This window comes from Thermogladius sp. 4427co, from assembly GCF_051933805.1.
Lineage (GTDB): Archaea > Thermoproteota > Thermoprotei_A > Sulfolobales > Desulfurococcaceae > Thermogladius.
Map to the genome: position 1 here is coordinate 1149286 of NZ_CP196893.1, position 19862 is coordinate 1169147.

Genomic DNA, 19862 nt, shown 5'->3' on the forward strand with positions numbered 1-19862 from the left:
CCCTTTAGCCGATATCGTCTTTCTGCGTGTAATACAAGACTTTTGCTACATACGATATTACTACGGCATCGACCATTGCTAGAGCCGACGATATTGCTATGATAATCCAAGCCTCCATTGTCTGGCTGATAAGGTATGATGCTAGCATTATAAGGCCTAGCGAAATAGACTGGAACGATACTATTATTCTGGAAATACTCTTGTTTAATACGATCGATAATAGACCGGCGAAGATTATCGCTATCGAAGATAAAACAACCAGGTCTATCACTTCTGCTCACCGTGGAAAATATAGAATATCCCGATAGAGGCAGTAACACCTAGGAGCACCAGGCTGAGATAGTCTTCGCTTGAAATCCTAAGCTTTGGAACGCCTCCTATATTAGTTGGAATAGGCGTTTTGAGGAATATTGTAACAGCTAGTGATAGTGCTATTGTCGCTGATACCAGTATCCATGGTAAGTATAGAGGGCTACGCATCCTAGTCTTCGGGGCGAGCATTAACGTGATATAGCTTATCGCGATAAGCATCCCGCTGAAAAGGAAGAATACTACGCCTCCCGCCACAGGGCTCGTTAAAATCGATACCTCGACCCCGACAAACAGGCCTGATATGAAGAGGGCTATGAGAGACCTCGTATTACTCCTAGTAGCGAGCGAGTATGTAATTAATGCGAACGTGGATAGAGCTATTAGTTCTATAATCATTCCTCACTTCCCTTTTCTCTCACGTAATATAGTATCTCCTTCCTCATCTCGATAGCGTTAAACCTGCAGGCCTGGGAGCACATAGCGCAGTAGATGCATCTGCCGTAGTTGAATACAGGGATTTTCGCCGCCCTAGTTTTCCCTGCGACCGGGGTATTAGACGTTGGCACCATTTGGATAGCGCCTGTAGGGCATACCATAGCACAGAGAGAACACCCTGTACACTTCTCCGGGATAAGCCTTGGTACCCCACGCACCCTCTCTAACTCTTCGCTAACAAGCTTTTCTATAGGCTCAGTCACCCTCTCCTCCCTAGAGACAGAGAGGAGGTTGAAGAGTTCCTTAATACTCTTAAAGAACCTACTCATACATATCCAGCCCATTTAAATGCTAATACTCCAACGTATTGGATGATTATTAAAACAGCTGAGAAAAGCCATAGCCTCCTCGGTAGTAGTACGTAGCGTGATCTCACGGATAAAGCTTCTATCACAGCTATGAGAACAGTTAGCATAACGAGCTTTAACATGAAGTAGAAGCCCCATAAGAAGGGGGTATCGGAAAAAGGCCCCTCTCCTCCTCCTAGGAAGACTAGTGTTATCAGCGAAAGAGTATATAGCATGTCGAGGTTCCTAGACAGCTTGGCGAAAGCCAGATTCCTCGAGGAGAGCTCTGTAAGCCATCCCGCTGCGATCTCCTGCTTAGCATGCGGGAGGTCGAACGGTGGTTTCTCGAGTTTCGCTATTACAGCGTATACAGATACTATGAAGCCTAGGGGCTGGTATATTATAATAGGCCCTTTCTCAAACTCGTAACTCAATAGTCCCGAGATACTAGTGGTTGAAGCCTGTACGAAGGCGAGGGTTATTGTAGCTAGTAGGATGAACTCGTATAGTGAGTACTGTACGATCAACCTGCCTGTACCAACTAGTGTGAAAGGAGTAATAGAGTACAAGCCTATTATAACCAAGCTAAGGGTTAGTATGGCGAAGGCGATGAATATCGCTATCCAATCACTGCTTGAGCCAATTAACTGGATTGGGCTGAAAACCGGTATGAACATTAAGCCGAATAACGGGGCTACCGTAGCCAGCATAATGCCAAGACGTAGATACGCTAGCTCTGAATCAGCAGGGTAAACCTCTTCTTTAAACAATAGTTTCAGAATATCCAGGTAGGGCTGTAGTAGTCCAAACGGTCCTGTGTAGAAAGGCCCTATCCTCCTCTGGAGTCTTGCAATAGTCTTTCTCTCAACCCATTCAAGGAACTGGGCTATCATAATATATGCGAAGGTGAGGATTATACCAGCTATTACCAGATAGATGTAGCCCATGGGCTCTCACTTTAATTCTCTAATATTTAAGTAGTAGCATCGCGGTCTTCCGCTACTAACATCAATGAAAATACCTCTGTCTTCACAACTGAAACAAGGGTCTATCATTGTAATAACTATTGGGACATCGGATAGCGTATGCCCTTTCAATACTTCCGCTGCCAGAGCCAGGTTAGGTAGCGTAGGGGTCCTAATCTTCAGTCTCTCAGGGTTCCGCGTATTATTCGATTTAAGATAGTAGACTAGCTCTCCGCGAGGCGCTTCCACACGGCCTATAGACTCACCCTCTTTTACATTGCCTAGGAAGAAGGCTTGAGGCACAGGGTTTCCTGAAGGAATCTTCTCGAAAACCTGCTCGACTATCCTTATGGATTCGAATACTTCCTCTAGTCTGACAATAGCTACATTATATGCGTCGCCTTTCTTAGATGTAACAACTTTGAAATCAACATCACCATAGGCCCCGTATGGCTCGACCTTCCTTATATCGAAGGGTATTCCCACAGACCTCAACAAGGGTCCTACAGCACCTGTTTTAACCGCTTTATCAGCAGTGAACTCTCCGATCATCCTAATCCTCTCTATAAGAGGTTCGTAGCTGAGTACTTCCTCGGATATCTTCTTGAATTCTTTCTCGAATACTTTGAGTTCTCTAACGACTATATCGAGTTTCTCTTTCTCAACATCTCTACGTGTACCCCCGACGGTGATAAACGATTTATGAACCCTGTTCCCTGTGATCAATTCTATAAGTTTCATAATCCTCTCTCTAGCACCCCATATCCACATGAACATGCTCTCGAAACCAGTCCAATAGCCTAGTAGCCCGAGCCATAGAAGATGGCTGTGTATCCTCTCCAGCTCTGCTACAAGTGTACGCAGGTACTCGGCTCTCGTATTCGGGTTTATCCCGAGGAGGTTTTCTAGGGCGAGCATAAAAGCCCATGAGTGGGAGAAGCTGCAGATACCGCATATCCTCTCTACGAGGAAAAGGTCGTGGAGGAAATTTCTTGTTTCAGCCAGTTTCTCAATACCCCTATGCACGAAACCTATTCTGGGTACAGCATCAACTATTTTCTCCCCTTCGAGTACTAGCATGAAGAACTCCGGTTCTTTCAACGCGGGATGGTATGGGCCGAAAGGTAGGATCAGGAAGTTCTCAGCACTATACCTGAATGCTGCCCCAGTATCCGAGGGCATGCACCTCCTATCTAGGCATCTCTCGGTTACCATTTTTCTCAGTTCTTCAGCCTTAACCTCTTTGAGCATAGGGGGCGGTGCGTCCCCAGGGTAGCACTCTGGTAGTAATAGCCTCGAAGCCGGTACCGGGTGATTCTCGAAATTAACCCCGAAGAGGTCCCTTACCTCCATCTCGTATATGTAAGCTCCGTGTACCACTCCGCTAATGCTTTGTATTGAGCCTTTCAACGGTACAGATGTCTCAACGATCTTAGTCCTACCGTTTAAATCGTCGAATAGGTAGATTAGTCTGATACTATCTTTATCCTGCCTCGCCACGATAGTTGAGAGATGGGGGTATCCGATAACAGTATTGCTAACAGCTTTAACTATATCGCTAGCGTCAACTACTTCCTTCTCTCTTATCGTTATCCTGCCCATCCAACCTCCTCCCCAGTATTTCTCCTCTATAAATCTTATACAATACCTCCATGATACTAGCCGGGCTAGGCGGGCAACCGGGTATTTCGACATCAACCGGGACCACTTTGCTAGCACCACCTATAACATTGTAGCCGCCTTCGAAAATACCCCCGCTTACAGCACACGTCCCTAATGCGATGACTATTTTCGGCTCGGGCATCTGCTCGTATATTTCTTTTAATGCCCTGGCTGTCTGGCATGTTACAGGCCCTGTGACAACTAGTACGTCGGCATGCTTCGGGGACGGGGCTAGCTGGACACCGAGCCTCTCAGCGTCGTAGAGAGGAGTTAGAGTAGCGAATAACTCTATATCGCAGCCGTTGCAACCGCCTGAGTTGAAATGGAAGATCCACATGCTCTTTCTCACAAGCCTGGTTCCAGCACTATTCTTCAACTAGCTCACCCTCTCTCTGTTAGCGTTGCAAGCAGGAATACTGTGATAATGTAAACTATTATCGCAATAACTGATTCGATAGAGAAACCTGTGAACATTAGGGATACGGTTAAACCCTCGAGCGAGATAGTAACCGCTAGAAACAGTATCATGGTAGTAAAATAACTATATTTCTCTTTGTGAAGCACGGCTCCTGATGTGAACGGTTGCGTAATCCTGCTTCTGTAGACTCCGAGGATATTAGGCAAATAATATATTAGTAAGAGAACAATTAAAGACCCTGTCAAGACCGATACTACGGCAAGCGATTGCTCAATACCCATAGAACCAACCTGTACACGTATTCCCCGCTATCCAGCCATCTTAAAAGCATATACATCCTGATTTAAATAAACCTTATCTGTAAATCCCGGATATCCTAACGTAAATACATGGTTTCTTTCATAGGTCTTAGAGAGCTAAGTATTAGAACGTTGACTTAGCGCAGTAGCTTTAACTCTCTGTAAAAATCGCTTCTCTATACGCCTCTGCCGAGGGTATAGCTGGGGACAGTGCTTTAACGATCTTGTCTACAACCCTCGGGTCGAGATCGTCGGCTATTTTGTACTCGTTAACAGCCTGCTTAAGTATCCGGGTATCTATCCCTGTCAGGCTAGAGTAGTACTCGACCCACTTACCGGGGTCCCGCCTGAATTCTTCGATAGACTCAGTGTATGCTTTAACAATCTTCTCACTCAGCCTCGTCCCCAACGTATTCGATACTGCTAGCGTGCAGCAGAACCCGATATCTAGCTCCTCGTGCGAGTACAGCCTCTTGAAACCTTTCTTCTCGAGCTCGAGGTAGACCGGGTGCCATACTACTACAACCCCTCTCTTCAAATTCCTCCCGAGTATTTCAGCCGGATCTCTGAAATAAACTGTCCCCTCGGCTTGCACGAGTTTCTTAGATAGGATGAGGTGTCTAATGTAGTCCATTGTACTAAGCATACTCGAGTATATCAGCCCATCTCCCTCTCCCGCGGATAGTACTCTAAACCCGCCTTTCAAACCTTTTAAAACAATCGAGTAAGTCCTGTATGCCGGGTAGAGGTATAACTGTCCTGGTAGAGGAGATAATGCTATATCTATGAATCCACCGGCTAGGGCGAGGGTTGTCCTAGCACCGTCTCTGAAAACAATTACTTCAACCCCGATCCCAGACCTTTCCAGCCTTTTAGTAAAACCCCCTAGGAAAAGGTATTCGCTAGAGTAGACGATCCCAAGCCTTATCCTCTTAACAGGGGTCTCAGCAGTTCTCTCGCCTAGTCCCGGGTGGACGTATACTAGCTTACTCCTACCTACAGTGATACGTGTTATCAGACCCTGTTTCTCGAGGTCCCCAAGGATTTCTGAAACCCTGCTCTTAGAAGCGTTAACAGCCCTGTGAATGAAAGACTGGGGTATATACTTCCCCTGGTAGGCTTTGAGTAGTTCAACCACTCTGTTTCTTAAGTCGCTGCCCATCCGCTCACACAATATTTTTAAGCCAGGGAGGCTTTTATATATTGTGAAAAACGAACACATGTTCGGTGATCGTATGAGAAAACTATTATTGGCGGCTGAAATCATCCTGCTGACGGTCTTCTACACGATACCTTACACGTTACTTAAAGATGCCAGAGGCTTCGAGCTAGTACTGTTCTGGCTGGCAATAATTATTTTGATCAGTGTGCTGGCTTTCCTCGGGCTGGAGAAAGAGAGGTGACGGCTTGTGAGGCTTGAATTCCTCGCAACTCTCTTATTATATATTCTAGGAGGCACTCTGATAGCGGTATTATCGAGACGGTTCTTCAAGAAGGATCTCCGCGACTACTATGTTGCTAGTAGCAGGTTCGGGGCTATTCTAACAGCTCTAACATACGCTACTACGACCTATAGTGCTTTCATGATGATCGGCCTCGTAGGTCTAGCATACTCCACGGGGGCAGGGTCTCTAGGGTTCGAATTAGCCTACCTCTCGGCCACGCTTATCATATTATCTACGATCGGCTACAAGATATGGTCTCTGTCGAGAGAATATAGATGGGTCTCCCCCTCCCAGATGCTAACGGATATGTATAATAGCAGGTTACTAGGAGCAGTGGTCTCGGTAATATACCTCTACGCTATGATACCGTATCTCACAGCTCAGATTATCGGTCTCAAAGTATTATTCAACTACGGCGGCTTCGGAGATGTAGAATCCATAGTATTATCAGCCCTCTTAACATACTTGTGGATCGCTATAGCAGGGGTTTGGAGTGTAGCGGCAACAGACCTCTTACAAGGGGCTCTAATGATCGCAGGAGGCTTATCATATATCGGGTGGCTCATTGCATTCTCCTCATCAAAAGGCCTCTCCCTAGATCGGGTGTCAGGGTCTCTTTCCTCAATCGGCTTCCTCGGAATAACACCTTTCTGGACGCTAAACGTATTCCTAGCCTACACTATCCCATGGGTCTTCTTCTCTATAACCAACCCCCAGGTCGTAATGAAGCTATACCTGCCTAAGGATAGTGTCTCGTATAGGAAGAGTATCCAGTTCTTCTTCGTCTACGGTCTAACATACACTCTGATAGCTGTCGCAAGCGGGCTGGTAGCCCGCGGCCTAGCATGCTACGGTATCTTACCTGGAAACCTATCCAGGGATAGCGTTACACCGTATATCCTCGGATTAACAGACCCTTGGCTAGGCTCGCTGATCTCTGTATCTATCATAGCTGCAGCGATTAGCACAGCTAATAGTATTGTCATGGCGGTCTCTAGTAGCTTGCTTACTACAATTGGAGAGCGTAGAGTCGACGTAGCTAGGCTTGTAGACGGCTTGCTAGTAGCTGTTGCAGCATTAATAGCAAGGTTTAGACCAGGGTTTATAGTAGACCTTTCAGTACTAACAAGCGTAATCCTCCTCCCTCTAGCCCCGGTTACAATACTAGGAGTCTACAATATAGAGCGTGGGAGGAGCCTGGGGAGGATCGCTGCACCTGCTACAATCATAATTGGAGCGATGATAGCAACCTACTACGCTATTGTACTCGGGGCAGCGAAGGCTTTCACGCAGACAGTTTACGGCCAACCCATTCCAGCCATAGTCTTAGAAGTATCGCTAACCGTTCTAGCAATAGTACTAGCTTTAGAGAAATTATTAGCTTCATCCCATAAATCACCAATTAGGTATTGAGAACAGCTGAGATATCTTTTCTTCAATATTCATTAACTCTAAGAATCTTTTACTCTTTTCTCAACCTCTTCTAGAGAATTAAATCTCTCCACACAGATAAACATTCTGAACCTTTGGTTTCAAGACATAAATACATTAAAGATATATGAAATTCTTCGAGTACAATCATTTCTTGACCCCTAGTTCAATAAGTGAATTACTCATAGCAACAGCAAGATCTATGTGTCTCATAGATCTCTCCGAGAGAGAGATCAACATTAAATTTGCTATACTGTGCCCAACACTGAATGATCCTCTCCCAGAGTAGTTTTGCTAGAAACAGCTAATTCAGAGACTTCGAGAATAAAGACTACACTTATCATTGCTGAATATTCTAATCAAGTTGATTATATGATGATCTATTTGTTTATCCATGGAGTTAATCGAGATCAGATCTATTCAACATATATGGTCTTCACCATATCTTTCACAAGTCTATTTATAATAATATCCCTCAGGCTATCTATGTCCATCCTTAGCTGTTTCATATTTATCTCTAAATCCTCAATTATCCTCTTGAGCATCTCGCTATGAGATTATCTATCCCAAGGATCTGAAGAACCTCTCAGCTACATCCTCGCATATGTCTTGGGATGGCTACTACACATAACTTTAGATGCTTTCATCATATAGCGATATCAGACCACTAGAGCGTTTTGTATCTAGCCATAACCCACTCTATAATGCTCTTATTGATGCGGCGCCAGCAACATTAATAATGGGTTTATCAGGTATAGCTCTATTAGTATCATCGCTATACTCTCTGAATCTTCTCTCTATTGGTAGAGTATCTGTGGTTCTATTCATAATTTCTATGATAGCTCTTTTCTCTCTAAGTAAATCTCTTTTGAGCTTAGAGCTATTCGCTACACTCTACATAGGGGTAGCTCTTATACTTACTCTATTGAGAAGATCTCTGTCGAGAATTGAAGTAACTATATGTTGAGTGAGCATAAAGATAATAGATCTTATTATAATAAGCTGGATAGCCACCATAGTGTTCATCGGGATCCCTATGTTAATAGTAGCGCTAATACTTCTACTAATAAGATCAAATCTTCTAACATCTGGAGATCTAAAAGAATCTTCTGTGATGAAAAGATAACTCTACAGAGACCCTAGGATCCGCAGAGCACCATATCTCCCTACTCACGTATTGAGATGTCGGAGAAGTCTTTAACCCGTTGAGAGTATGTGTGCTTACGAGATATAGCATAGCTAACACAACTACCAAGGAATGCCCATCACCAACCACCCTGAACCCACTTATTAGACTCTCACCGAAGTCTATGATCCCCTCTACACCTAAGCTCTCTAAAGCATTAAATCTCTCAAGACATCTCTCGTAAAGACCCTCATTATGGTAGCATAATATCTCTATAGACTCTCTCAGGCTACGTATCTTATTCAATTAAAACACCTAAGATCTCTATTCGGAGACGTCATAATATATACACCCACTACCCAGATACACTTTATAGGCCTCTGGTAAATATCAGTGATGAGGTTGTCTCGTTGACATTACTCAGAGATTTGAGAGGTATAAGAACAGAACTTTTCTACATAGATACTGCTTCAACAATGCTCTTCAGAAAACTGGATCTAGGTAGCTGTGGAGAAGGCTCGAGAGAATTATGTGGTGAAGTATATGTAGATATAGAGCAACCCTTCATCTTAGTAGATCTAGTTGGTGAAGGTACTCTACAAGTTAATGAAGATAGATACGCGGTCTATAGAACACCCGATGGAGGTCATGAGAACAGATTTATACCTATTGAGAAGGGGTTCAGCAAGATTGTCCTCAGACCCTCTGTGGTAGGCCCTTTCGGAGAGAAATTATTTGATCTTAAGGGGGTTTATCTATATGTTAAAGAGCCTTGGAGCTATAGATTTGTTGTGGAAGCTACTCTATTAACAGACTTAGCTGAGGCTACTAGAGATGAGGCTCTTATAAAAGCAATTAATAGTGCCCTCGATCAGATAGAGATCGAGGGTGTGGCTGATTGGCAGATCAAGGCTTCAACTCTATATTCAATAGCTAAACCACCATTCTACATAGCATCTATGAAGTACTACGGTATCGAGATAGACCCCTCTATAGAGCCTATGGATCACAGTAGATTATCTGAGATGAGTAGAAGAGCTCTCGAGACACTTAGGAGTGAGGTCTCGAGAATATATAATGAGGTGAGAGGCTCCGAAGGAGCTCTCTACGCGGTGGGTCACGCACATATAGATGTTGCGTGGCTCTGGACACCTGATGTGACTAGACATAAGGTTAGGAGAACACTGTATAATGTTCTCTCATTATCGAAGAAGTATGACATGAGATTTGTTTTGTCAAACGCAGTCTTCTTAAAATGGATCCGAGAAGATGATGAGGAGCTCTATAAGAAACTCATAGAAGCTGTTAATAGAGGTATCGTGATTCCTGTGGGGGGTATGTGGGTTGAGAGCGACACCAATGTAGTAGGTGGTGAGTCACTAGTTAGACAATTCCTCTATGGTCAGAGAACTCTTCTAGAGACTTTCGGCAGGGTGACGGAGATAGGCTGGTTGCCAGATAGCTTTGGTTTCACAGCTTCGCTACCTCAGATCCTCGTTAAATCAGGTATAAAGATATTCTTCACGCATAAGCTCTACTGGAATAAACAGAATAGATTCCCATACTCAATATTTAAATGGGTTGGTGTCGATGGTAGTGAGGTAGTAGCTGTTAACTACGCCACCTACGGAAGCGATCTATCGCCTAGACAGATAATTAATGCTTGGAGAGATCATACGTCACCAGAGTTGCCGGGCTTCATAGCCTTTGGACATGGAGACGGTGGTGGAGGACCTACGTGGCTTATGATGGAGAGACTAAGAGTATACTCAAGGGCCCCCGGGGCTCCGAGACTAATACTATCAGACCCCTATAGATATTATGAGACGGTGAGAAATAGTGAGCTACCAGTGTGGAGAGGAGAGCTGTATCTAGAGGCTCACAGAGGGACTTACTCAACTGGTCACAAGATTAAGAAGCTTATTAGATTAGCTGAGGAGTATCTAAAGGATCTTGAGGTAATAAGCTTTATATTTGGTGAGAAGAGGAGCTACAGAGATCTCTGGGAGATATTATTAGAGGCCGAGTTTCACGACACAGCCTCTGCCACATTAGTTGATGAGGCATATAGATACTATGTAAATAAATTATCGGATCTTATCAAAAGAATTGATGAAGAGATTTCTTCAATCATCAAGAGAAATACTCAATCTAGCGACAAATTAATTGTTATAAATACACTCCCCTGGAGGAGAAGAGATGTTGTAAGAGGCAGGGTCAAGGGATCTATTCAGCAAGTTATTGATGGAGAGATATACTCACTAGTTGAGGTTTCTCCAATGAGTATCGAGGTATTTGAAGAGGGAGAAGGCTTCTCCTCAGATCTTATGAAGATCGAGGGAGACAAAATAAGTAATGGCATCATAGAAGTTGATTCCAGAGGTGCTGTAAGAGATCTAGAGAATGATGTTGAGGTTGTTAAAAGAAGCTTTATAGTAGCTTGTGAAGATATACCTGCTGAATGGGATGGTTGGGATATTGAACCTTGGTATAAGAGAAATTGTAGAGAATTAAAACCATATGAAACAGAGATCGTTGAGAGAGGCTCCCTTAGATCATGTATAGAGAGAAGATATAAATATAGAAAAACAGAATTTAGAGAAAAAATCTGCTTGTGGAGAGAGAGTAGAAGAATAGATTTCAGGATAACAGGTTTCGTGAGAGATAGATTTGTGTTATTCAGAGAGTTATTCGAATTAGGATTTAATCCAGTGAGTGCTGAGGCTGAAATACCCTATGGAGTTATTAGGAGAAGTATTGAGCCAGAGAACACGTGGGATCAAGCTAAATTCGAGTTTCCAGTATGGAGATGGTTAGATGTCTACTCAATAGACTATGGATTAGCAATAATGAACAAAGGCAGATCTGGGCATAGTATAGATAGGAGATTCGTGGGTATAACACTCCTAAAGACACCGATATTTCCAAACCCACGGCTCGACTATGGGGAAATAGATATCGAATTCGCTCTATATCCACATAGAGGGACTTGGAGGGATGCTGAGATCCCTAGGAGAGCCGTAGAGTATCATAGACCATTAAGGTCCTTTAGAGGATATACTGTAGGTAAAAGCCTCTTAAGAATAGACCCGCCCAATCTCCTTCTAGAAACAATCAAATACTCAGAAAATGGACATGGATACATAGCCAGGATTTGGGAGACTTATGGGAGAAGATCATCTCTGAAGATAGAAGCCGAGGAAACAGATCTAATCGAACTAAATTTTGTTAAGAGAAACGAGGTGTTATTCGAGCCGTACGAGATAAAATCTTTGAAATTAACTACGTAGCCTATACCATGGCTACACAGAGTTATCTAAGAAAACCTTTTTCCACCTAATTGAGTGAATGCGTCAATTACATGCTTTACATCTTCCTCGCTACGGGTAGCTGAAGGCTCTATTCTGCTCTACCTCAGGTACTATTGATTAAAATATCACATGAGCAAATATAACATATTCAACAAATAATCCTCTAGAAGTGCCATGGCGAAGATGAGTTAATGCATAGCTTGCCAGAGGATAGTAGAATTATGTTTTGAACTTAGTGCATATAAACTGCTTGGGCATGATTTGAATACAAGAAGAGGCTTAACACATTGGTTGAGCAACTTTCGTACACGGGTAATCTAGAGGTTGGGAAGCCGGCTGATTACAATTTTTATCTGACGGCATCTGTATACAATTTCTCCTTCTGGTTCAACGGCGAGACACTCATATTGCCAATCGGTGAGTTCATCCTGTTCGTGAGAGAAAACGACCCTGTCTTGAAAGCGGATATATACTCTCCACCAGGTTCCAGCAGGGTTGGGATAAGCCCGGATATTGTCAAGCATGTTCTAGGTCTCAGCGAGGACTTGAGAGGGTTTTATGAACTAGCATCTAAAGACCCGTTGCTATCTGACTCTATTAGAGTACTCGCAGGTATGCATTTCAGGGCTGTCACACCCTGGCTAGCTTCTCTAGTAGCAGTATGCCAGCAGAATGCTAGTTTCAAACAGGGCTGGAGGATGTACTATAACATTATTAAGGCTTTCGGGAAGAGGGTGAGAATCCGGGGTCTAGAAACCTATATCCCTCCTGAGCCTGGAGTAATACTAAGAGCCGGCCCGGAGGTTCTCAGAGCAACCCGTATAGGCTATAGGGCTAGGACGGTTACCGGCTTAGCAGAGCTATTCAGTAGAAAACCCTACTTGAATACCTGGGATATTAGACCCGTTGAGCTAGAAGAAGAATTATCTAGTGTTAAAGGTGTCGGAGAGTATACTAAAAGACTGGTTCTAGCATTATCCCTCAGATACTATGGTAAACCGCCTATTGACAGATGGTTGCGTAAAATAGCTTCGGTAGTATACGGTGTGGAGGAAGAGAGTGTTGAAGAAGAATATGTTAAGAGATGGGGTAATTGGAGCGGGCTTGCAGCCCTATATACTACAGTAGCGTTAGATGCTGAACCTTTGAGTACTGCTCTTGAAAGGATAAGAGCAGGGCTTACAAGACCCGATCCCTCGAAATATTCCCCTTTAACGTTATGGAAGTACTTGTGACCAGGCTATGATAATTGCTTAATACCGTGGCTGAAACCCTGTTCAGAGGATGCTTAGTAATTTCTCTACAGCATCGACAGCCGAACTCCCTAATACTCTAATCATCGGTTCTTTACCTACATCTCCCTCATCATAGATTATGTCTGGTGTGCTTCCTTCTACCTGGCTTGCAATCCACTCCATACTACCTGATAGGGCATGTTTAATCTCTAGAGGCTCACGCCTTCTGTCTACGAATACAACCTTGTAACCTTTCGCTATCGCTTTCTCTATCAACTGTTTGCTATACCCTACGTTGACAGCGCCTCTTACGTCGAAGCCTCTTTTAATCAGACTTATCAGAAGCCTTGCTAAATGGCTTGAACCCCCTGGTTTAATATCGCCGACTTTTACCAGCCTCCTACCCGCTCTAACAATCCTCCCTTCAACAGCGATAACATCTTCTATGCTGTTTACAAATCTTGCTTCAATAGCTTCAGCAATATTCATACCTACCTCGGGGACGTACGGGAGTAGTAAATCCTGTTTCTCCAGCAGGATATCGACAGCCCTCATAACACTCTCTATAGCACGGTATTTCGAAGCAGGGATATACAGGTATGCTAGCGGGTCTACTGGGCAAAACCCCCTGCCTACACCCGTCCCGTATTTTATTGCGACATTAATAAACTCCTTCGCCTTCTCCACAGCTTCAACAAGCCTGACCCCGCGTGCTAGCATAGACGTGATAGCAGCTGAGAACGAGCATCCAGCCCCGTGGAAGCAACCCTGGGGCATCCTAGGGGATGTGAAAAAGTAGTAGTCTCCATCGAAATATAGTACGTCAATAGAATCCTTTTCTTTCAAATGCCCTCCTTTCACTAGAACTGCTGGGACGCCGTATAAAGAGCTTATTTTCCTAGCAGCCTGCTTCGCCTCCTCGAGGCTCTCAACTCTCATACCAGACAATACTCCTGCTTCTATCGCGTTGGGTGTAACTAGGAGTGATTGCGGTAGAATCCTTTTCCTGAGTCTCTCTAAACCCTCGTCATCCAATAGCCTGAAGCCTGTTTTAGAAGATAGAACCGGGTCTACGACAATATTCTTTAGACGGAGATCGCTTATAGCGTCAGCAATATTATCGACTATATCCGCATTCCCAAGCATCCCCGTTTTAACAGCGTCTATACCGATATCTTCGTAAACAGACCTGATCTGCTCGTAGACTATTCTCCCCGGGAGGCAGAATACTCCTAACACAGCGTATGTATTCTGGGCTGTTACACACGTTATAGCTACCGCACCATATACTCCTAGAGCACTAAATGTCTTCAAATCCGCTTCTATACCGGCGCCACCACTAGAATCGCTGCCAGCAATAGTGAGAGCAGTAGGGATCTTAGGCAATGCTAGACCCCTAGGTCAGATGCGATTACTTCTGCAACCTTCCTGCCTGAGAGAAGCATACCGCTGAAGATCGGCCCCATCCTGTACAAGCCGTGTAATGCTGCTACAGCCATACCCGTAGCGTAGAGTCCGGGGACTACCCTCCCAGTATATTCTACAACATCTCTCTCAGCTTTCTCTGCGAAAGCAGATCTCTCTCCTCTAACTGTTATATCCCCGATTTTATTCTTCCTCACGAGAATATTTATTAGGCTAGCTTCGTGGCCTGTAGCGTCGACAACAGCTCTCGCGGTCATGAAAAGAGGGTCTACGTGTAATCCAGCCAGGCTTATAGCACTCCACTTAAATACCACGCCTCTAACAGTGAGAGGGTTTTCTCTAACTATTAGATCCTCTACTTCGACACCGAACAGGATTTTAGCTCCTGAATCCAATGCTTTAGCTGCCAGCTTACTCATCAACTCTGCTGTATCTACAACATATATTCCTCTCTCGTCGACTTCCCTATACCTTATATCGAAATCTTTCAGGATGTCTACTACTCTCTTATCGACAACAACCTTATGGAAGAGGCTTCCTCCACCACCGATACCGCCTCCATAGCTAAGTCTCTTCTCTAATACCACAGTCTTCAGCTTCTTATCAGCTAAGTATTTAGCTGCTGTAAGACCCGAAGGCCCTGCTCCAACTATTACCACATCGCTCTCTAGTAGTTCGGCGAGTTCCCTACTCGATTCCTGGATTATATACCTTGATATCAACAACTCTAGATCCAACCCCTATCACCCGGGGTTTGAACCAGGGTCTAAAACCTTGTTTTGGTCTATTTGATTACCAAGTTATAAAAAGTTTAATAACAAAGTAATCAATAGATACCAGCGGTGGCATGGCTTGAGCCTTTTCGTTGAAGCCAGGTCTTCATCCTACGTTGATGCTATAGCTGAAGTAGCTAGTAGGGAGGGAGTAGACTACGAGAAGCTGAGAAAGCTTGTTGCTAGCGGGAGGGTGATTATACCGAGGAATGTAAAGAAGCGTAAAGCGAGGATCATCGGTATCGGTGAAGGGTTGAGAACTAAGGTTAATGTGAATGTTGGCACGAGCGGTGTATATGTAGACATCGACCTTGAGAAGAGGAAAGTAGAGACCGCTCTGAAATACGGGACTGATACGATAATGGATCTTAGTACTGGAGGGGACTTGAACACTATACGTAGAATATTGTTGGAAGCATCCGACGGGACTCCTTTCGGGACAGTCCCAACCTACCAGGCCTGGATTGAAGGGGTTAGGAGGTTTGGCAATATCGCCAGCATACCTAAAGAGTGGTTTCTCGAAGTCGTCGAAAGCCATTTAAGAGACGGTGTCGATTTCATGACTATCCACGCTGCTATAAGCAGGGAGCTCGCTGAGAAAGCTGTGAAAAGCAAACGTATAATGCCGATCGTCAGTAGAGGAGGGTCCATGATCGCTGTATGGATGCTTGAGAGAGGTGAGGAAAACCCCTATCTGACGCAATGGGATCACCTGCTAGAACTCTTCAGGGAATACGACGCGGTAATCAGCCTCGGAGACGCTCTGAGACCGGGAGCGTTAGCAGACGCGCTCGACGAGCTACAAGTATCGGAACTAGTTGTAAACGCTCGCTTAGCCCGCTATAGTGTCTCTAGAGGAGTCCAGGTTATGATCGAAGGGCCTGGGCATATGAGGTTGGATAAGATTGTGGCTGATGTAAAGCTGGCTAAAACGCTTTCGAACGGTGTCCCATACTATGTCCTAGGCCCTCTGGTAACAGATATAGCCGCAGGCTACGACCATATCTCTTCCGCTATAGGAGCGGCGATTGCTTCAGCTGCCGGAGCAGACCTCATATGCTATCTGACACCAGCGGAGCACTTGGGCCTTCCTAATGAAGAGCAGGTGAAAGAAGGGTTGATAGCTGCTAGAATAGCTGCTCACGCCGGAGATTTGGTTAAACTAGGTAGTAGAGCGGCTGTGGAAGACATCCGGATGAGTATTGCGAGAGCCGAACTAGACTGGAAGACGCAGATAGAGATGTCTATGGATAGAGAGAAGGCAATTAGTATCAGAAACCAGTTTGGTGGGGCAGCGCTCAAATCCTGTACTATGTGCGGGCAATACTGTGTATTCCTACTCTTAGATAAGTATATGAAGACCAGGCCTAAGCCAACCCTAGAGGAACTTATGGAAAAAATATAAGAAACGGTGGTCGTATGCGGGAACAACCCTGGATTTGGAGCACGTGGGTTAAGACGACTCTGTTAAAAGGAGCTGAAATATTGATCGCCTCAGCATGCCTGCCAATAGTCAACCCCAGGCTCTTCGAGGAACTCAGCAAGGGGAAGGTAGTATTGCTCGCATGTCCTGAGAGGGAAAGCGCGGCTTACTACGGTAAGATAGCTAGTATGATAAGATCAGTTAAACCCAAGAAGATCACTGTTGTCACAATAGACGGGAGCCCCCATTGCTTCGCATTGCAAGCATCGGTTAACGAAGCAGAATATATCCTAGGAGAGAGAGTTGAGAGAGAACACTATGTTGTACTCGATGGGGAAGAGCTGAAAAAGATATCTCCCGACGCTGTAAGAATAGCAAGGTACCTGAGCCTTGTAAACAAGCTGATTACACAACATCCTGAAGTATTAGAAGAGCTCAGCAGGCATAGCCTGGAGTATGCTAAAGCGAAGGAGCTAGGATAGTGGATAGAGAAATAGAGGATTCGCTAGGGTTTCAAATATTCCCCGATCTCTTTGTTGAGAATAGAGTTTACTCTATTAGTTAATGCTATGAGGCCTACCGCTATAAGTGCTTTAAACGTATCCCATGTAATGAAGAGTAGGACGCCGGCTACGAAAGCTTTGGTTAATGCCTGGCCGAATGATAAACGGCCTATAGTCGTCAACCATACCGTGAGGTGTATATAGCCTAGCGTATATATTGCCAGCATTGAAACCAAGGCCGCGGCAGTAATCTTAGAGTAAGTCAGAGGCTTCCTAGAGACTATTCTCCCACCTAGGATACTAGCCAGTATAAAGCCTAGCAGGTAGCCGAAAGTAGGCGAGAAAATATACGCGAGACCCCCGCCGTACGCGAAAACGGGTAGGCCGAGCATGCCTAGCGTGAAATACGCGATCACAGGCCTCCAAGCCCTGCCGCGATACAGCAGGATCAGGTAGATTAACACGAGTGTCTGAAACGTGAATGGGACAGGGCTGAAGGGGGTTACGATAGATACTTTACTCGAAGCAGTTAATAAGGCGACACCAGCCACGATCTCGAGCAAGTTTTTCGAAAAGGTTTTCAAATGCTTTCTAGCTTTCTCCCATAATCTGTTTCTAACAACATACTCCTGTCTAAGCATAGTAGTCATACCTCTCTCAAGAGCAGCATATATTATTGAGTATGTATCCGCCCGGCAGGAATATAAATAGTATCGGCTAGATGAATAAGCTAGGATAATACACCGTGGTGGAGGTAGTACTCGCTCGAGTCATCGGACCGCCCGTAGAGCGTAATATTATCCTGGTTTAGATTCTGCTTGCCTAGCCTTGTTCTCAAGGTTTTCAATATATTCCGTAAGCTTCTTCACCTGCTGTGACAAGGCTTGTGCCAGCCCCTGTATGGTCTTAAGGGATTCCTCAAGCGTTCTAACCTGCTCGGCTAGCCTCCTCGTCTCTTCGAGTGCGCTAGCTAACGCTTGTTTCTGGAGTAGTATGGTAGCCACGCGTTTAATACTAGAGTATTTCGAAGCCCATCTCGGTAATACCCCGCTCCTCTTCATCTCATCTATTCTCTTAACCAGCTCGGATACCTCTATGCCTAGGCTTCCAGCTGCTTCCTCTATGTTCGACGAAGAATGGATCGCCCTGAGGATCTCGGCATATTCCTGTTTCAATCTCGGGCTGTAACTGTAGAATAGCTCGAGGTAGTCTGTGAGAGCTTCTTCGATAACATCCCTGATTATAGCGTAGAGCTCTTCGCTCTCTACGAGGAAAACATCGGATAACTGGATTACTCTCACGCCAAGCTTCTCAGCCAGCTCCCTGGCAGCATCGTCAGCAAACCCTTTGCATACAATTAGCGGGCTAGCACCTAATAGGATGGCATTGACATATGCTTGCCTAACACCTCCTACATCAACTTTCCCAGCTTTAACTTCCACCGCATAAGTTTTCCCTGACTCATCTGATACCACAGCATCTACCTGGCCGACCTCGATATTGTTTACAACGATCTTTCTATCTGTCTCAATAACCCTGAAACCCAGTTCTTCGAGAACCCTGACAGCAATCCTCTCACTAATAGCGCCCTTACGCCTAGAGGAGAAGCCTGGCAGATGCGACATTCTGTAACAACCTGGATTAACACTAATAATAGTAAGCTCTTTTTCCTAATAAAGTAGTCGATGAGCTTAAAGGGAGAATCATATTTTTTCATAGAATACGTCGTAACCTAATGTAATTAAACGCTACGAAGCTATAACTGTCCTCGTTGAACTAACCATATTTACAATGGGTTAAACCATCTATTACACCTCGACGGGCTTGTACTTAAGGTACTGGCTTGAACTAGCGAATTCCTCTAACTCCCGTAGCCATGGGAGCCCTGTTTGAGCCCCCGGCTTAGTTGTTTTGATAGCTGCTACAGCATTCGCTATCTTAACCGATTCTATGATTGAGTATCCTTTTGATAAACCATAGGCTAATCCAGCGTTGAAAGCATCCCCGGCCCCTGTAGTATCTACAGCAGATACTTTGAAAGATGGGAAAAACAATGCATAGTCTTTTTCGACTAGAACCGAGCCCTGGGAACCCATTGTTATAACAGCTACGTCAACACCTTTCCTCACCAGCTCTCTCCCGGCTCTTACAGCGTCATTAACGCTTTCAACTCTTATCCCCGTCAGCATAAACGCTTCTGTCCTATTCGGTGTTATGATATCTACGAATTTCAACACTTCCTCGCTAATGCTCCGGGCTGGTGCAGGATTGAGGATGACATATTCTACTACAGGGCTCGCTCTCCTGATCGAGTACTCGACTATATCTACTGGTATTTCGAGTTGTGTAAGGAAAATCCTAGAATCCTCTATAGCATGAAAAGCGTTATCGACATCCCTAATCGTCAACTTGTAATCAGCACCTGGGTCGACAGCGATCATATTCTCACCTGTTTCATCGCTAACAAAAATAAGAGCAACCCCGGTTTCAGTTTCATCGGTGAAAGAAACATATCTCGTGTCAACATTGTTTTCAACAAAATTCTTTACAAGCATGTCGCGGAAACTTCTCCCTATCTTCCCTACCATGTAAGTCCTAACTCCCAGTCTACCGCATCCCACCGCCTGGTTAGCCCCTTTCCCACCCGGGTAGATACTAAAACCATGCCCGAGAACAGTCTCCCCAGGCCTAGGAAGCCTGGGTACTTTGACGACGAAATCTACGTGAATGCTTCCTAAGACTGTTATCATAA

22 protein-coding genes are annotated in these 19862 nt (G+C 44.7%); 6 read left to right on the forward strand and 16 right to left on the reverse strand.

The genetic code is table 11. The annotated features are described in order from the left end of the window. Positions 1-4: 4 nt before the first annotated feature. From ACSU1N_RS06400 to ACSU1N_RS06435, 8 genes are all read right to left on the reverse strand, one after another. A complete protein-coding gene (locus tag ACSU1N_RS06400; RefSeq protein WP_440059414.1) occupies positions 5-271 on the reverse strand; it encodes a hypothetical protein in 267 nt (88 codons plus the stop codon). Next, positions 268-708 carry a hypothetical protein gene (locus ACSU1N_RS06405; protein WP_440059415.1) on the reverse strand — a complete coding sequence of 147 codons (441 nt, stop codon included), beginning with the start codon at positions 706-708 and terminating at the stop codon, positions 268-270. The genes ACSU1N_RS06400 and ACSU1N_RS06405 overlap by 4 nt, the downstream gene beginning before the upstream one ends. Further along, positions 705-1076, reverse strand: coding sequence for a 4Fe-4S binding protein (locus ACSU1N_RS06410; RefSeq protein WP_440059416.1), 372 nt, complete (start codon positions 1074-1076; stop codon positions 705-707). The genes ACSU1N_RS06405 and ACSU1N_RS06410 overlap by 4 nt, the downstream gene beginning before the upstream one ends. Next, positions 1073-2041, reverse strand: a complete 969-nt coding sequence (locus ACSU1N_RS06415) for a complex I subunit 1 family protein (protein ID WP_440059417.1) — start codon at positions 2039-2041, stop codon at positions 1073-1075. Before ACSU1N_RS06415 ends, ACSU1N_RS06410 begins: the two co-directional genes overlap by 4 nt. 6 nt (positions 2042-2047) lie before the next feature. Continuing rightward, positions 2048-3661, reverse strand: coding sequence for a hydrogenase large subunit (locus tag ACSU1N_RS06420; RefSeq protein ID WP_440059418.1), 1614 nt, complete (start codon positions 3659-3661; stop codon positions 2048-2050). Next, positions 3624-4097: an NADH-quinone oxidoreductase subunit B family protein gene (locus ACSU1N_RS06425; RefSeq protein WP_440059419.1), complete on the reverse strand. Its 474-nt coding sequence runs from the start codon at positions 4095-4097 to the stop codon at positions 3624-3626. Before ACSU1N_RS06425 ends, ACSU1N_RS06420 begins: the two co-directional genes overlap by 38 nt. Before the next feature lie 5 nt (positions 4098-4102). Continuing rightward, positions 4103-4420, reverse strand: coding sequence for a hypothetical protein (locus ACSU1N_RS06430; RefSeq protein WP_440059420.1), 318 nt, complete (start codon positions 4418-4420; stop codon positions 4103-4105). 169 nt (positions 4421-4589) lie between these two features. Then, positions 4590-5600: a DUF7343 domain-containing protein gene (locus tag ACSU1N_RS06435; protein ID WP_440059421.1), complete on the reverse strand. Its 1011-nt coding sequence runs from the start codon at positions 5598-5600 to the stop codon at positions 4590-4592. A 73-nt stretch (positions 5601-5673) separates the two neighbouring features. Between ACSU1N_RS06435 and ACSU1N_RS06440 the strand changes: the two genes are divergently transcribed. Together ACSU1N_RS06440 and ACSU1N_RS06445 are read left to right on the forward strand one after the other, a co-directional pair. Next, positions 5674-5841 (forward strand): hypothetical protein, encoded by a 168-nt coding sequence (locus ACSU1N_RS06440; protein WP_440059422.1) that lies wholly within the window; start codon positions 5674-5676, stop codon positions 5839-5841. Between the two features lie 6 nt (positions 5842-5847). Then, on the forward strand, positions 5848-7296 hold the full coding sequence (locus ACSU1N_RS06445) for a sodium:solute symporter family protein (RefSeq protein WP_440059423.1): 1449 nt from the start codon (positions 5848-5850) through the stop codon (positions 7294-7296). Positions 7297-7730: 434 nt separating this feature from the next. Here the strand turns inward: ACSU1N_RS06445 and ACSU1N_RS06450 are convergent, their stop codons facing one another. The 3 genes from ACSU1N_RS06450 to ACSU1N_RS06460 form a co-directional block, all read right to left on the reverse strand. After that, on the reverse strand, positions 7731-7859 hold the full coding sequence (locus ACSU1N_RS06450; RefSeq protein ID WP_440059424.1) for a hypothetical protein: 129 nt from the start codon (positions 7857-7859) through the stop codon (positions 7731-7733). Between the two features lie 154 nt (positions 7860-8013). After that, positions 8014-8142 (reverse strand): hypothetical protein, encoded by a 129-nt coding sequence (locus tag ACSU1N_RS06455; protein WP_440059425.1) that lies wholly within the window; start codon positions 8140-8142, stop codon positions 8014-8016. 268 nt (positions 8143-8410) lie between these two features. Further along, positions 8411-8746, reverse strand: coding sequence for a hypothetical protein (locus ACSU1N_RS06460; protein WP_440059426.1), 336 nt, complete (start codon positions 8744-8746; stop codon positions 8411-8413). 104 nt (positions 8747-8850) lie between these two features. Here ACSU1N_RS06460 and ACSU1N_RS06465 point away from each other — a divergent pair, with 104 nt between their 5' ends. Then, entirely contained in the window at positions 8851-11730 is a 2880-nt protein-coding gene (locus tag ACSU1N_RS06465; protein WP_440059427.1) for an alpha-mannosidase, read from the forward strand. 308 nt (positions 11731-12038) lie between these two features. Further along, entirely contained in the window at positions 12039-12986 is a 948-nt protein-coding gene (locus tag ACSU1N_RS06470; protein WP_440059428.1) for a DNA-3-methyladenine glycosylase family protein, read from the forward strand. Positions 12987-13028: 42 nt separating this feature from the next. Here the strand turns inward: ACSU1N_RS06470 and ACSU1N_RS06475 are convergent, their stop codons facing one another. Further along, positions 13029-14372 carry a bifunctional hydroxymethylpyrimidine kinase/phosphomethylpyrimidine kinase gene (locus ACSU1N_RS06475; RefSeq protein ID WP_440059429.1) on the reverse strand — a complete coding sequence of 448 codons (1344 nt, stop codon included), beginning with the start codon at positions 14370-14372 and terminating at the stop codon, positions 13029-13031. A gap of 2 nt (positions 14373-14374) precedes the next feature. Beyond that, positions 14375-15148 (reverse strand): sulfide-dependent adenosine diphosphate thiazole synthase, encoded by a 774-nt coding sequence (locus ACSU1N_RS06480; protein WP_440059430.1) that lies wholly within the window; start codon positions 15146-15148, stop codon positions 14375-14377. Positions 15149-15263: 115 nt separating this feature from the next. Between ACSU1N_RS06480 and thiC the strand changes: the two genes are divergently transcribed. Then, entirely contained in the window at positions 15264-16589 is a 1326-nt protein-coding gene (gene thiC, locus ACSU1N_RS06485) for a phosphomethylpyrimidine synthase ThiC (protein WP_440059431.1), read from the forward strand. 14 nt (positions 16590-16603) lie between these two features. Next, on the forward strand, positions 16604-17089 hold the full coding sequence (locus ACSU1N_RS06490; RefSeq protein WP_440059432.1) for a 4Fe-4S ferredoxin: 486 nt from the start codon (positions 16604-16606) through the stop codon (positions 17087-17089). A 23-nt stretch (positions 17090-17112) separates the two neighbouring features. On the opposite strand, the gene ACSU1N_RS06495 is transcribed toward ACSU1N_RS06490, so the two are convergent. The 3 genes from ACSU1N_RS06495 to rbsK form a co-directional block, all read right to left on the reverse strand. Then, positions 17113-17751 carry a biotin transporter BioY gene (locus ACSU1N_RS06495; RefSeq protein ID WP_440059433.1) on the reverse strand — a complete coding sequence of 213 codons (639 nt, stop codon included), beginning with the start codon at positions 17749-17751 and terminating at the stop codon, positions 17113-17115. A 156-nt stretch (positions 17752-17907) separates the two neighbouring features. Continuing rightward, a complete protein-coding gene (locus tag ACSU1N_RS06500; RefSeq protein ID WP_440059434.1) occupies positions 17908-18735 on the reverse strand; it encodes a recombinase RecB in 828 nt (275 codons plus the stop codon). Between the two features lie 183 nt (positions 18736-18918). Beyond that, positions 18919-19860 (reverse strand): ribokinase, encoded by a 942-nt coding sequence (gene rbsK, locus ACSU1N_RS06505; RefSeq protein WP_440059435.1) that lies wholly within the window; start codon positions 19858-19860, stop codon positions 18919-18921. Positions 19861-19862: the final 2 nt, after the last annotated feature.

What these genes read in the sequence shown, in the direction of transcription:
- ACSU1N_RS06430 (WP_440059420.1), bottom strand. Translation starts at nt 4,420, where the DNA reads ATGGGTATTGAGCAATCGCTTGCCGTAGTATCGGTCTTGACAGGGTCT.
- ACSU1N_RS06435 (WP_440059421.1), bottom strand. Translation starts at nt 5,600, where the DNA reads ATGGGCAGCGACTTAAGAAACAGAGTGGTTGAACTACTCAAAGCCTAC.
- ACSU1N_RS06410 (WP_440059416.1), bottom strand. Translation starts at nt 1,076, where the DNA reads ATGAGTAGGTTCTTTAAGAGTATTAAGGAACTCTTCAACCTCCTCTCT.
- ACSU1N_RS06455 (WP_440059425.1), bottom strand. Translation starts at nt 8,142, where the DNA reads ATGAATAGAACCACAGATACTCTACCAATAGAGAGAAGATTCAGAGAG.
- rbsK (WP_440059435.1), bottom strand. Translation starts at nt 19,860, where the DNA reads ATGATAACAGTCTTAGGAAGCATTCACGTAGATTTCGTCGTCAAAGTA.
- ACSU1N_RS06415 (WP_440059417.1), bottom strand. Translation starts at nt 2,041, where the DNA reads ATGGGCTACATCTATCTGGTAATAGCTGGTATAATCCTCACCTTCGCA.
- ACSU1N_RS06495 (WP_440059433.1), bottom strand. Translation starts at nt 17,751, where the DNA reads ATGCTTAGACAGGAGTATGTTGTTAGAAACAGATTATGGGAGAAAGCT.
- ACSU1N_RS06420 (WP_440059418.1), bottom strand. Translation starts at nt 3,661, where the DNA reads ATGGGCAGGATAACGATAAGAGAGAAGGAAGTAGTTGACGCTAGCGAT.
- ACSU1N_RS06500 (WP_440059434.1), bottom strand. Translation starts at nt 18,735, where the DNA reads ATGTCGCATCTGCCAGGCTTCTCCTCTAGGCGTAAGGGCGCTATTAGT.
- ACSU1N_RS06405 (WP_440059415.1), bottom strand. Translation starts at nt 708, where the DNA reads ATGATTATAGAACTAATAGCTCTATCCACGTTCGCATTAATTACATAC.
- ACSU1N_RS06450 (WP_440059424.1), bottom strand. Translation starts at nt 7,859, where the DNA reads ATGCTCAAGAGGATAATTGAGGATTTAGAGATAAATATGAAACAGCTA.
- ACSU1N_RS06440 (WP_440059422.1), top strand. Translation starts at nt 5,674, where the DNA reads ATGAGAAAACTATTATTGGCGGCTGAAATCATCCTGCTGACGGTCTTC.
- ACSU1N_RS06490 (WP_440059432.1), top strand. Translation starts at nt 16,604, where the DNA reads ATGCGGGAACAACCCTGGATTTGGAGCACGTGGGTTAAGACGACTCTG.